This window comes from Candidatus Cloacimonadaceae bacterium, assembly GCA_030693415.1.
Taxonomy (GTDB): Bacteria; Cloacimonadota; Cloacimonadia; order Cloacimonadales; family Cloacimonadaceae; genus JAUYAR01.
Genome location: JAUYAR010000074.1, coordinates 15,426 through 28,519, shown reverse-complemented (window position 1 = coordinate 28,519; position 13,094 = coordinate 15,426). Strand labels below are relative to the sequence as shown.

11 protein-coding genes are annotated in these 13,094 nt (G+C 50.0%); 8 read left to right on the top strand and 3 right to left on the bottom strand.

Annotation, left to right across the window (positions count from 1 at the left end):
* Positions 1–152 precede the first annotated feature (152 nt).
* Entirely contained in the window at positions 153–4,016 is a 3,864-nt protein-coding gene (locus Q8M98_04680) for a T9SS type A sorting domain-containing protein (protein ID MDP3114056.1), read from the bottom strand.
* Positions 4,017–4,486: 470 nt separating this feature from the next.
* On the bottom strand, positions 4,487–4,789 hold the full coding sequence (locus tag Q8M98_04675; protein ID MDP3114055.1) for a hypothetical protein: 303 nt from the start codon (positions 4,787–4,789) through the stop codon (positions 4,487–4,489).
* Between Q8M98_04675 and Q8M98_04670 the strand changes: the two genes are divergently transcribed.
* From Q8M98_04670 to mce, 8 genes are all read left to right on the top strand, one after another.
* Positions 4,782–5,072 (top strand): hypothetical protein, encoded by a 291-nt coding sequence (locus Q8M98_04670; GenBank protein MDP3114054.1) that lies wholly within the window; start codon positions 4,782–4,784, stop codon positions 5,070–5,072. The two genes, Q8M98_04675 and Q8M98_04670, sit on opposite strands and share 8 nt — an antisense overlap.
* A gap of 18 nt (positions 5,073–5,090) precedes the next feature.
* The gene (locus tag Q8M98_04665) at positions 5,091–6,308 is read left to right on the top strand and encodes a PLP-dependent aminotransferase family protein (protein ID MDP3114053.1); all 1,218 of its coding nucleotides are present in this window, start codon (positions 5,091–5,093) and stop codon (positions 6,306–6,308) included.
* Between the two features lie 126 nt (positions 6,309–6,434).
* Positions 6,435–7,790 carry an FG-GAP-like repeat-containing protein gene (locus Q8M98_04660; GenBank protein MDP3114052.1) on the top strand — a complete coding sequence of 452 codons (1,356 nt, stop codon included), beginning with the start codon at positions 6,435–6,437 and terminating at the stop codon, positions 7,788–7,790.
* Positions 7,791–7,819: 29 nt separating this feature from the next.
* The gene (locus Q8M98_04655) at positions 7,820–8,119 is read left to right on the top strand and encodes a 4Fe-4S binding protein (protein ID MDP3114051.1); all 300 of its coding nucleotides are present in this window, start codon (positions 7,820–7,822) and stop codon (positions 8,117–8,119) included.
* Between the two features lie 15 nt (positions 8,120–8,134).
* On the top strand, positions 8,135–9,358 hold the full coding sequence (locus Q8M98_04650; protein ID MDP3114050.1) for a 2-oxoacid:acceptor oxidoreductase subunit alpha: 1,224 nt from the start codon (positions 8,135–8,137) through the stop codon (positions 9,356–9,358).
* A 2-nt stretch (positions 9,359–9,360) separates the two neighbouring features.
* The gene (locus Q8M98_04645) at positions 9,361–10,212 is read left to right on the top strand and encodes a thiamine pyrophosphate-dependent enzyme (protein MDP3114049.1); all 852 of its coding nucleotides are present in this window, start codon (positions 9,361–9,363) and stop codon (positions 10,210–10,212) included.
* Positions 10,199–10,741: a 2-oxoacid:acceptor oxidoreductase family protein gene (locus Q8M98_04640; protein ID MDP3114048.1), complete on the top strand. Its 543-nt coding sequence runs from the start codon at positions 10,199–10,201 to the stop codon at positions 10,739–10,741. The genes Q8M98_04645 and Q8M98_04640 overlap by 14 nt, the downstream gene beginning before the upstream one ends.
* 72 nt (positions 10,742–10,813) lie before the next feature.
* Positions 10,814–11,215, top strand: a complete 402-nt coding sequence (gene mce, locus Q8M98_04635) for a methylmalonyl-CoA epimerase (GenBank protein ID MDP3114047.1) — start codon at positions 10,814–10,816, stop codon at positions 11,213–11,215.
* Positions 11,216–11,339: 124 nt separating this feature from the next.
* Here the strand turns inward: mce and rpoD are convergent, their stop codons facing one another.
* The gene (gene rpoD / locus Q8M98_04630) at positions 11,340–13,079 is read right to left on the bottom strand and encodes an RNA polymerase sigma factor RpoD (protein ID MDP3114046.1); all 1,740 of its coding nucleotides are present in this window, start codon (positions 13,077–13,079) and stop codon (positions 11,340–11,342) included.
* Positions 13,080–13,094 lie beyond the last annotated feature (15 nt).

Genomic DNA, 13,094 nt, shown 5'->3' with positions numbered 1-13,094 from the left:
TTGATTTTTACTGAAGTGTCCACTGTGCAGACGATATGTCAATTCAAAGCAACCCCTGCCTAAGGATGCCTTTCGCCCACTTTTCTTGATTTCCGAAACGCTAATTTATTGAAATTTAAGGGAATTTACTTGAACAGTCTCCCTTTTCTCGATCATTTTCCGCGCAAGATCTTGCGCTGAACGCTTCCAGAGGGAGAGGAAACGCGGATAAAATATATGCCGGCAGCAGTTTGCCGCGAGGATTCGTCCTTGCCGTCCCAGAAAAGTTCCAGTTTTCCGGAGAGCGGTTTTCCGTTGTAAAGCTCGCGCACTTTCTGCCCTCGGATGTTATAGACTGCAAGGTTGAGGGTCTCGTTTTTGATCGTATCAAGACGGATGGACACTCCGTCTTTGAAAGGATTGGGAAAAGCGCTGAAGCCCTGCTGCGGCAATCGGTTGGGCAACCTCGGAGAGTAGGGAAAGCTGCGCACGACGATGCTGCCGGAAAGATATCCGGCGGCACCTGGATCGACCCAAACAAAACCATTGGGAATGAGCATCGTGCTGCTGCCGTTCAGGATCAGTTCCACGCTATAATCAGGGGGCAAGGCAAAGCTCTCCATGCTAAAGCGCAGAGGTGAGTTTTCCGGCGCGTATAGTCTTATCTGCCAAGTCTTTCCGTGCTCGTCATAGAAGGGGTAGAGCCCTTTGTATTCGCTTTGCAGATGATGAGCGCCTGATTGCTGAAAAAGCGAAAGCCGCAGGCTTTGCATAGGCAGCTCGGTAGGTTTTGGCAGATCATAGAATGCGTCAATATCCTCTGTTGCGGCATCGGCGCTGCCAAGCTCAACGGCGTCGGCAAGCATGTATCCGTCCTCAGCCCGCAAACGCAGATGCCAGATCTCTTCCTGGTTTTGAACCGAATCATCATGGATAGAGGGATCAAAGACGATCTGTGCAGGTCCCGCCCCCAACCAGAGAAGCTGGAAACCCTTTAACGGAGGAATCACATCACTACTGACGCGGCTGCCCTTGTCCAGCAGCATGGTTTTGGAGATGGTCAAACCAGCCGCCAGCGCTTGGGAATGGCTAAGGCTCACTCCTTGATAGATATAGCGAAGGTCTGCGACCCGATAGCGATGGTAATGCGGATTCGGCAGCGTATTCCATCCCGGCAGCACATTGGTCATATAAACCTGAGTGTTTGCCGTTGACGGCGGAGCGAAGTTCCAGGCTTGCGGATGGCGGATCAGATGGGCATTGCCAAAGCTTATGTTTTGCGTGGGCTGCCAATTACCCGCAGTGTTCATTCGCCAGGCAAGAGCTTGCGAGCCCAAAAGCGACGACAGTGATTGTTCGAAACCAAGGATCGGAACACTGATCAGCGAATAACCTGCCGGTTCTTGGAAACTTATGTTGAAGGGGACCACGTCAAATTGCCAGGATGAGATCGCGGTTAGGGAAGATCCATCGCTGAGGTGACCGGTGATTTTCAAACGAGCCGATAGCAGCGGCGCCATGATAGCGGTATAATCAAATTGCGTTGTCCACGTGGGCAAGCCCTCCGCGATCGTCAGTTCTCCTTGATCGTGCAGTAAGCTCAGAGACAGGCTTTGCAGGCGATTATGATTGACCGTCTGCCAAGCAAAGAAATAGTTTCCCCCTTGGGGAATGGAGAAATCTGGAACATGAGGAATTTCAAAACGTGGGATCTGATACCCCCAATAGAGTTTGAAGTGCCTGAACGACGTGGAAGTGTTTATCCATGCATACGATCCGTCCCGCAGGTCATGCCAAATGCCGGCAGTTTCGTCAAACAGCAACAGGTCTCCTGCGGCGCTGAGCAACATTTCCGGATCGGCGGACATGCTCAGCGGCGCAAATGCTGTATAGCAGACGGTTTTGAGATTCCATACTTTGTAGGAGTTGGACAGCGGATAGCTGCGTCTGATGTCCCGCGCCAGAGTAGTCGTGCCTCCGCTCAACCAGGAAACGATCGCCATCCAGCTTCCTGAGGGGTTTCTTTCGATATCGTGCCCGTCCAAAGCGTCTGACGCCAGAGGACTGATCCCCACTTGCAGATCGTCGGTTTGTCCGTTAAATCCATTAGTAAGCCGGATCACGTAAGCCCTATAGGGAGAAACGGTTCTGATCCGCCAGTCGATGAAATCCGCGCCATTGAGATAATCATAACCGATCCGGTAGCGATAGAGAGTGCCGTTTTGCACCCTGGTATCCGAATAGACGTAGGTTCCGTTTGCATTGGGCAACAAGAGGGGATTGAGGACCCAATCGGAAAGGGATTCAAAGTTGCTGCCTTCCACGGCGCGGAAGATCTTGAACCCGTGGATGTTCTGGACACTACAGGCAAACTCCAGCACCACCTGATTATCCGAAGGCGTGGCGATGAAGGAGCTTAAGTTCGTCCCTCCGCGGAAGACCTTCAATTCATTTGTATAGACACTATAGTTGCCATTTTTGTCCCGCGCCCTCAGGCGAAAATAATAGACCTGCGGAATGTTGTACATGTTGATCGTGAAACTCTGCAAAGCCTGCCAGGCAAGCTGGGGATCGCTATTCCGGTCATAGATGATGTGGTGCATAGCCCCATCGGCGACATAGCGGCAGCTTATCTCATAGCTGTCAAAGTCGTAGGCATAGGATCTTTCCCAGGAAAGCTGAATACTGAAATTCCCAGATTCCGAAACCCTGAGGTTTTGCGGATTGCTGGGACCGCTATGGTCATCAAGCGCCAAAACCTCGTTCAAAACGCTATTGAGCGCGTTCACGAAAGGCATGTAATAGGCAATGAAACGGGTGAAACGGTTGGGAACATCCCAGCTTTGAGTGCCGGAGTCGTATCCATAAAACCAACTCCAATTGGTCGTATTTTGCGTATAAACCTTTGGCAATTCGTCCAGCTCCACGTGCAGGAAGGGAGAATAGATATCCCAGACATTGGGCTGAATGGTGTATAGCATTTGCTGATTCATCGGCGCGCCGGGCAAAGTGTTGTTTCTGAAGAGCGTGATGTCCGTGCCATCATGATCATAGCGCACCGGAAAGGAAACGTCGTAATAGACACTGTAATAGTCATATACCGTCACATCTGTGCCGTTTCCCAAGGCTCCGGCGGGGATCACTATCCAGGGAGTGTTGTTGATCAGATCATTCCTGCCGCGCGAATCATCCCGGATCGGCAGAGCCGGATAGTTTCTTTGGTTGCCGGCGGAGAGCATCACATTCGGCTCGTTTGGATATTTATTCCAGTCATAGGTGTGGATTTGGACGGAGAGTTCGATCTTGCCGGTGAGACCTCTGATCTGATCTGCAAAGCGGCGGTAGGCATAGTTGAAGGGATGCTGCTCAAAGCGGGAGGGATCGCTGATCGATTGATTATTGGAGTTATAGGGCGGAAAATAAGCCACTTCTCTACCCGCTCCGGCAATCATCAAAAAGCGCGCATCCCAGGTCAAAAAAGCTTCCAGCGCTATCACCGGGGATGGATAATCGTCGCAAGGATGGGGTGCATTGACGATGATCGGTCTTGAGGCAGAGGGATTGTAGATATACAAGCCCCAACCATAATCAAAACTTCCTATTTCATGCAGGGCAACATCTTCGGAGCCGTTCGTGTCATAGTCGTCATTGAGCAGTTCGCGCAGCATATAAAAGAGCCTGCCGCTGTCGATATCCTGAAACTGAACCACCTCATAAGGAAAACCGCTGGTATCGATCTTTGCCTGAGCGCCCACCAGATCGAGCGACAGAAAATCCACGACCACCGCTTCCCATTGATCGAGTTCCAACTGCGTGGGGATGAAATAATCGCCGAAACCCTCGGTTTGAACGTCCCAGGGAGCATAGACGTTGAGGTTGGAAACCTGCCTTTCAGAGGCGTGCGAAATCCAATTGCTATAAGCGCTGTTCGCTTCGTAGCCATAGACAAATCCACGGATTGAGCCAATTTCCGTCACCACTGCCGCGGCGTTTCCAAACCCTAACAAAATGCCCAGGCACAATAAAATAGCTCGCATGCGTGGCTCCTCATCCTTGCAGATTTCTCTGATTGTGCATGTAGTTTGTTATGGAAATACTGTCAAGCATTTTGAGACACTATATTCATTTCTGTTTTACGCTTTCGTTTGCAGTTTTACGCTTTCGCTTTCCGTTTGGCTTAAAATAAGCCCTACGTAAGATATGACGTAGCACGCTGATGATAAAGGGCTTATATTGAGTTAAAACCAGAATTACGGATCTGGAAGAAGCTGGCAGGCAAGCTTCGCACCCTTAATTTTCAAGCTGCCGCGCACGAACCGACGGGGACGTCGGTAATTCCATATTCCGCTCAATTTTGCTGAAACTTTGCTTTAACCCAAAACTCCGCCGTTGACATCTTGAGAAAGCTTTAAGTCTTTATCAGGCGGTGCTTTAGGCAAAGGGCTGGATTCCAGCCTTCGCTGGAATGACGGCTGGTTCCCCTTAGCATTACGGAGTCAATACGGACTTAGTCCGTAATGAGTCCGTATTGATTCCGTAATGCTAAGGGGGAAGATGTCCCGTCGCGCAGCATGCCGATGCTGCGAAATTGCTGTGACATTGCTGCGAAATTGCGATGCCGCTGAACGGGTGAACAGATGATAATATAAAGTTCACGTGGATCTGGAATCACAAATGCCGGATGGTATTTTTTTTGCGATTTGAACGGTTTTTCCACCAGAAGATTGTCGTGGCAGAAAAAAAATCCTTGACCGATAGAGCTTTCTTTTTTTGTAGTGGTATTATCAAAAAATGGAGCAGATATGAACATACAATTTCGAGACGTTCAGACCGGAAGCGTGGAAGCGCGCGCGATCTTGGAGATCGCCGATGGAGTGTTTATGAACGAAATTACGATTCTGAATATCGAGGGGGAAACGGTGGTCGAATTTCCCAAAAAGAGCTTTGTGGGAAAGACGAAACGCACGTTTTATCTCGATATCGTCTCCTTTGAAGACAACGACAAGCGCATCGTCTGGGAGCTTGAGATCAAAGCCGCCTATCGCGAATGGCGTAAAAACAACAAGAAAGTTTTGATTTACAACGAAAATTAATAGACAAGGAGGATCATCATGATCACGGACTTGAATGATATTCTTTCCACGAACATCAAGGGAATGAAGCGTTCCGCCATCCGCGAACTGCTTAAGTTTCTTGGCAGGCCTGGATTGATCTCTTTTTCGGGCGGATTTCCCGCACCGAACACATTTCCCATCGAGGACCTGAAGGACATCACTCGCGAAGTTTTGGAGAACGAAGGCGCTTCCGCGCTGCAATATGGAGCCACGGAAGGGGACGTCCTCCTGCGTACTCTGATGGTCAATCGCTACAAAGCCGCCGGAGTGGACATTAGCATCGACAATATGATCATCACCACCGCTTCCCAGCAAGCGCTTGATCTGATCGCCAAGATCTTTGTCAATCGTGGTGACCACGTCATCGTAGGGTTGCCGTCATATCTTGGTGGACTCAGTGCTTTCAACAGCTATGGTGCGAACATGATCGGCATTCCCATGGACGAGGAAGGCGAAGATCCTGCCATCATGGAAGAAAAGCTCAAAGAACTCGCCGCCATCGGCAAAAAGCCAAAGTTTATCTATGTGATCCCCGATTTCCAAAATCCAGCCGGAATGACGATGAGCGAAAGCCGCCGCAAGGAGATCATCGCTCTGGCACACAAATATGATGTGCTCATCATCGAGGACAGCCCCTATCGCGAATTGCGCTATGAAGGCGAGCATCAAAAGACGATGTATGAGCTGGATGGATCCGGGCATGTGGTGCTGCTCGGCACTTTCTCCAAGATTTTCTGTCCGGGATTCCGCATTGGCTGGGTCGTCGGACACGAAGATATTCTGGACAAGATCGTCATGGCAAAACAAGCTACGGACCTTTGCACGCCTCCCTTCACCCAACGCATCGCCGCCCGCTATATCGAAAAAGGTTTGCTCGATCCCAAGATAGCGCAGATCGCGGAGATGTATAGCGCCAAGCAAAAAGTGATGCTGGAATCCCTCAAGCAGTTTATGCCGGAAGAGTTTAGCTGGACTCACCCGCAAGGCGGGCTTTTCCTTATGGCTCGCGGTCCGGAATATCTGGATACCAATGCCCTGCTGCTCGATTGCATCAATGAAGCAAACGTTGCCTACGTCGCGGGGGTTTCCTTCTTCTGCGACGGCAGCGGAACGAACACGATGCGGCTCAATTTTTCCTACGAGAGCCTCGAAAAGAACCGCGAAGGCTGTGAACGCCTTGGCAACTTCCTCAAAAAGGCGATAGCAAATCACTAAATTGAAAAAACATAAAATGCTATTCATGAAATTGCAGAAGGTTTAATAAAAGTGACTACTTTAATACCTGTATTCCTTATCATATCATTCTGCAGTCTGTCTGCACTCGTGGTTTACATCCCGAGATTGCCACTGTCTATAGATGTATCAGATATTGACTTGGATGGAAGGATAGATGTTGCCATCGGGCATAGTAATACAGGGGGAGATGTTAACAATAATCCAGCCATTACACTCTTGCGTAATTTCCACAATGGAACCTTCGCATCAATTGATACATCTTATGTGCAACCTGCGTATGTAGAAACTATTAAATTTGCTAAGATGAACGAAGATAATTACCCGGATCTTGTGATCACCCATGGCGAGTATCACGATGCCACTCCTCATCATTACATGAGAGTGTTCTACAATAACATGGGTTACTACGATGCCCCGACCGATCACCTTCTGACAACAATATGGAATACAACTTATTTCTGGTTTACATGTGCTGATGTAAATGGAGATGGACTCGATGATCCGGCCTTCGCTTCAAATCCAAATGATTTGTGGACAGCTGCGATTAATTTGGGTAATAATCAATTTTCTGAACCGATTTCCATGAATCTCGGTTTCTCACCACAGGCAATTACTAATGGAGATTTAACAGGTGATGGAATAGATGACATCCTAATCTCAGGATGGCCATTAACCATGTTTTCGTACATCAATGGAACCTGGCATCCTACAATTATTGACAACGGTGGTATGGCAAGCGAATCTGCAATATGTGATATTGATAATGACGGCGATAATGATATTGTAACCTACCTTATCCCACCCATGGGCGATGACTGCACCCTCCGAATCTACGAAAACCAGAATGGGCAGTTTTCTCTAAGGTTTCAACGCATCTATTCTTTCCCCAGCGGACTCTCGGTATTTGATTACAATAATGACAATCTCCCTGATTTTCTGCTTGCCAATAAGTTAGTAACCAATCTGGGGAATTTTACTTTTTCAGAACCGAAGATACTTCATTATTCAACAGGAGGTAATCCAAAATCTTTTGCGGACTTAGACCATAATGGCTATCTTGATATCTTGGCTATTGCGTACGACTATGAGAACAACCGGGGCTTATTGTATCTGAATTTCAACGATGGGAACGGTAATTTTTTACCTTACCCACCAACTGAGAATATAGATGATACAAATATAAATCCACCCCATATTCAATTGAGCAGTTTTCCCAATCCATTTAAGACAACCGTGACAATATCATATACTCTTCCGAAGGTATATGCAGAAGGCAAGATATCTATCTTCAATATCAAAGGGGAACGGGTGAAAACCATTTCCATCAATAGTAAAATGTCGAATGTGCTCTGGGATGGAACAGATGAACACAAAAAGACCGTTGCATCTGGAATCTATTTCTATAGGTTAGTTACCGATACAAATATCTCAAAAACACATAAAATGCTAATGCTTAAATAGGACTATAAAAAATAGAACATGGAGGTATGATGCCTAAGAAAGTCACGAAAGATCGTGCGGGCATGATTATCAGGGAAGAAGACGCACCGGAAAAGATGGAGGTGGAAGCCACCGAAGTCAAAGCTCCGGGAGACGACGATTCCCCGGTATTGATCTATTACAACTGGTGCAAGAAGTGTGGCATCTGCGTAGCTTTCTGTCCCACAGGATGTTTGGGGCGGAAACCGGATGGCTCGCCCTACGTCGCTGCACCGGAGAAATGTATTCACTGCGAGACCTGCGACCGTCTCTGTCCGGACTTTGCCATTACTGGCGCCAAAGACCGCTGAGGAGAACGAAACATCATGAAAGCCAAAACCACTGAAACAACACCCAAAAAAGCCGAAACAAAGAAGCAGGAATCCGTGCTCACAGAGCTGCAAACCAAGCGCGAACGCAAGGTTGTCCTCATGCAGGGCAATGAAGCGGTCGCTTATGGCGCTCTGGATGCCGGAGTGAATTTCTTTGCCGGCTATCCGATCACTCCTTCCACGGAAATCGCGGAGATATTGGCATTGGAACTTCCCAAACGCGGCGGAGTCTTCATTCAAATGGAAGACGAAATTGCCAGCATCTGTGCCATCACCGGAGCTTCGTTGGCAGGCGCAAAAGCGCTCACGGCAACCTCCGGTCCCGGATTCTCGCTGATGCAGGAAGGCATTGGATTTGCCAAGATCACGGAGACGCCATGCGTGGTGGTCAACGTCCAGAGAATGGGACCTTCGACAGGCATGCCGACAAGCCCTGCACAGGGTGACATCATGCAGTCAAAATGGGGCTCACACGGTGATTCACCGGCGATCGTGCTCTATCCGGATTCCGTCAAAGAAAGCTATGAGCTCACTATCCGCGCGGTGAATCTTTCCGAGAAATACCGCACCTGCGTGATACTACTGTTGGACGAAGTGCTCGGACACATGCGCGAAGCGGTGAGACTGCCTGATATGGCAAACGTGCGCGTGATCTCTCGCATCAAACCAACCGTGCCGCCGCACTGGTACAAACACTATGATGAAAATCAGAAATACCTTTCCCCGCTGGCGAGCTATGGGGAAGGCTATAGATTCCACGTGACCGGGCTCACCCACGATGTCCACGGCTTCCCCACAAACAAAGCCACGGAAGCCGCAGAGATGATGGAACGCCTCAGAAAGAAGATCTCCTATAACATTCGCGACCTGGTTCAGATCGAAAGCCACAAAATGGAAGATGCCAAGATCGCCATCTTTGCCGCCGGAATCGTTTCCCGCGCCGCCAAAGCTGCGATCGCCATGGCACGCCAAGAAGGCATCCTGGTGGGGTTGCTACGTCCTCTCACAATCTGGCCCTTCCCGGATGACGCAGTGCGCAAAATGCTGCGCAACGTGGAAACCGTGATCGTGCCGGAACTCAATCAGGGACAGCTAATTCACGAGATCCAACGCCTCACAAAGGACAAGAGCGAAAGCAACGTCATCTCTCTGCAAAGGGTCAACGGACAGCTCCTTTCCCCGAACGACATCCTCAGAAAGATCAAGGAGGTGAGCTGATCATGGCCACCATACCGCAACGCATTATCCACGAATACCTTCGCCACGATAAGAAGTTTCCCCACGTCTGGTGCTCCGGCTGCAGCATTGGCATCGTTCTTGGTGCCATCATCCGCGCCATTGCGTCTATGAATATCGACCGCGATGATATCGTGATGGTTTCCGGAATCGGATGCTCATCGCGCATGCCCGTCTATGTCGATTTCAACACCCTGCACTCTTTGCACGGTCGTTCGATCGCCTATGCCACGGGCGTGAAGCTCTATAAACCGCACCTGAAGGTGATCGTCGTCACCGGAGATGGAGATTGCACCGCCATCGGTGGAAATCACTTGATCCATGCCGCACGGCGCAACATCGACCTCAGTGTGATCCTGATCAATAACTTCATCTATGGCATGACCGGCGGACAGTGCAGTCCGACCACTCCGCAAGAAGCGATCGCCACCACCGCTCCCTATGGAAACATCGAGCCGGAGTTTAATATCTGCGAGCTCGCCATGGGCGCCGGGGCTTCACACGTCGCCAGAACCACCGCCTTCCACACCCAGGAAGTCCAGGGCATGGTCAAAGACGCCATCAATCATCCCGGTTTCTCACTTGTCGAAGTGATCAGCGCCTGCCCGGTCATCTATGGCAGATTGAACAAAAAAGGCGGCGCGCCTCAGATGATGAAAGATATGCGGGACAACTCCATCCCCCTCACCGCGGTGGACAAGCTTCCTCCGGAAAAGGTGGAAGGCAAGATCATCCGCGGAACACTGCGCAGGGATATCCGTCCCGAATTCTGCGCTGAATATGCCAAGCTGGTCGAACGGGTCAAAACGGCGGAGGGGAAAAATGAAGAACTATGAAATTCGCCTATCCGGCAGTGGCGGACAGGGTTTGATCCTTGCCGGGATCATCCTCGCCAGGGCTGCCGTGATCGATGGTAAACGGGTGACTCAGACTCAGAGCTATGGTCCCGAATCACGCGGTGGATTTTCCCGCGCGGACGTGATCATCAGCGAACAGGAGATCTATTATCCGGAAGCCACTAACTTTAATTGCCTGCTTTCCCTCACTCAGGAAGCCTGCGACAAATATCTCTTTGACCTGCGCGAAGAAGGCATCCTCATCATCGATACCACCCACGTCAAAAACCTCGCTCTCGTAGCGGAAAACACCTATGAACTGCCTTTCACGGATATCGCAATAGAGAAGCTGGGCAGCCCCATCACCACAAATATTCTATCCTTGGCGTTTCTGGTCAAGATCACCGGCATCGTCAAGGAAAGCTCGCTGGAAAAATCTATTGCCGAATCCGTCAAGCCGGCATTCGTCGATCTCAATCATAAGGCGATGAAGCTGGGCTTCGATCTGGCAAAAAACTACCATAAGTAAAAATATAACCGATATAAGGGAGTCCGATTTCATCTGAAACGGGCTCCCTGCTTTTTTTTCAGGAGATAAAACATGATCAAACGCATCAGTCACATCGGCATCGCGGTCAAAGATCTGGATGCCGGAATCGCCTTCTATGAAAAGCTCGGACTCACTCTCGAAGCCATCGAGGAAGTTCCCAGTCAAAAAGTAAAAGTCGCTTTCTTCCCCTGTGGAGACACCCGCATCGAACTTCTCGCCCCCACCAGCGAGGACAGCCCCGTGGCAAAATTCATCGAAAAACGAGGCGAAGGCGTCCAACACATCGCCTTTGCCGTGGACAACCTCCCCGCAGCGCTTTCCGCCACTGAAGCCCAAGGCGTCCAACTCATCGACAAAGAACCACGCCCCGGAGCCCACGGTGCCGAGATCGCCTTCCTCCATCCCAAATCCAGCATGGGCGTCCTGATCGAATTGTGCAAGGAAAAACACTGAGTTTCACTGCCTCGGGTGATGAACAGCACTGACAGTTGAGGCGATCAGCTTTACAGTAACGAAAAATGTAGCAAGCTAAATGCTTGCTCCATATATGCATATATATCTTTTTATAGCCTTGATGCTATTTTACGTGAAAATTATCCAGAAATTGCTGGAGGATAACGGCGCGGGAGGGATGACGCAGTTTTTTGAGTGCTTTGTCCTCGATTTGGCGGATGCGTTCGCGGGTGACCTGAAAGATGTTTCCCACTTCTTCGAGGGTGCGGTGATAGCCGTCGTCGATGCCAAAGCGGAGTCGGATGACGCGTTCCTCGCGGGTGGTGAGGGTCTTGAGCACTTCGTCCACCTGTTTTTTGAGCAGGCTGCGTTCGGCAAGGCGTTCGGGTGAAATGATGGTGCGGTCTTCGATGAAGTCGCCCAGGATGCTGTCTTCGCTGTCGTGCCCGATGGGTTTATCCAGCGAGACGGGTTCCTTGGAGATGGAGAGGATATTCTTGACCTTTTCAAGGGGCATATCCAGCACTTCGGAAATTTCTTCGGGATAGGGATCGCGTCCCAGTTTTTGCATCAAACGCCGCGAAGTGCGGTTGATCTTGTTGATGGATTCGATCATGTGCACCGGGATGCGGATGGTGCGAGCCTGATCAGCAATGGCGCGAGTGATCGCCTGGCGAATCCACCAGGTGGCGTAGGTGCTGAATTTATAGCCTTTGCGATAGTCATACTTTTCCACGGCGCGCATGAGCCCGGTGTTTCCTTCCTGGATGAGATCGAGAAATTCGAGTCCGCGGTTATTGTAGCGCTTGGCGATGGAGATCACGAGGCGGACGTTTGCTTCGATCATCTCGTTCTGGGCTTTTTCCTTGTTGCGTTCGGCGCGGTCGATCTCGCGCAGCAGAAAGACGAGCTCGTTGCCGGTCATCTTGGTTTCGAGTTCCACACGGCGGATCTTGCGTCGGGCGTTTTTGATCTTGCGCAGGGTCTCCACGAAGATATTGGGATCCATATTCGTCTCGGAGTGCACTTCATCAAAGTCCTCGTCGGACTTCTTGGCGCGGCGCCCGAAGGTGCAGATCTCATCGATCGTATAACGTTTGATGCGGGTGAGATCGGTGATGCTGTTATAGCTTTCCTCGATGCGTTCGACAAGGCTGCGCACGCGATAGACCATGCGTTTGATCAATTTGTCGTTGTAGTTCACCATCCCGAAGGTGGCGATCATGTCGTCCCGCAGGGCGTCGATCTCTTCCTGACGGTTGGCGGTGCCGGTATCGTCAAAATCGCAATGATCGAGGATTGAGCCAATTTTGTCGAAAGTCCCATCATTCTTTTTGAGAATTTCCTTGAATTGGTCGATGAGCTTGATATCCTGGTTTTTATCGATCCAGGTACCGATATCGACCTTGAAGATCTGATCGAGGCGGACGCGACGTTCGCGATAGCGATGCAGAAAGTTATACATTTCGCGTAGGGTGCTGCCGGATTTGAAGACGTTTTGGTTGATCATCTTCTGATAGGTTTCGATTTTTTTTGCCACGCGCACTTCGCCTTCGCGATCGAGCAAGGGGACTCTGCCCATCTCCCTCAAATACATGCGCACGGGATCGTCGTAATAGCGTTTGGTCTTGAATTTCTTCGGCGCTGCGGGTTTGCGGATTGCTACTCCGCCTTTGGTGACGCGCTTTTCGGTTTCGTCGATGATCTCGATGCCGTCCTGCCCAAGATCAAAAATAATGTCATCCACCTTGTCCAGAAAAAACGGACTATTGGGCAGAATGTCATTGATTTGTTTGAAGGTGATATAGCCGCTCTCTTTGCCGAGTTCGACCAGTTTTTTCAAACATTCGTTGTATGTAATCATCCATGCTCCTTCAAA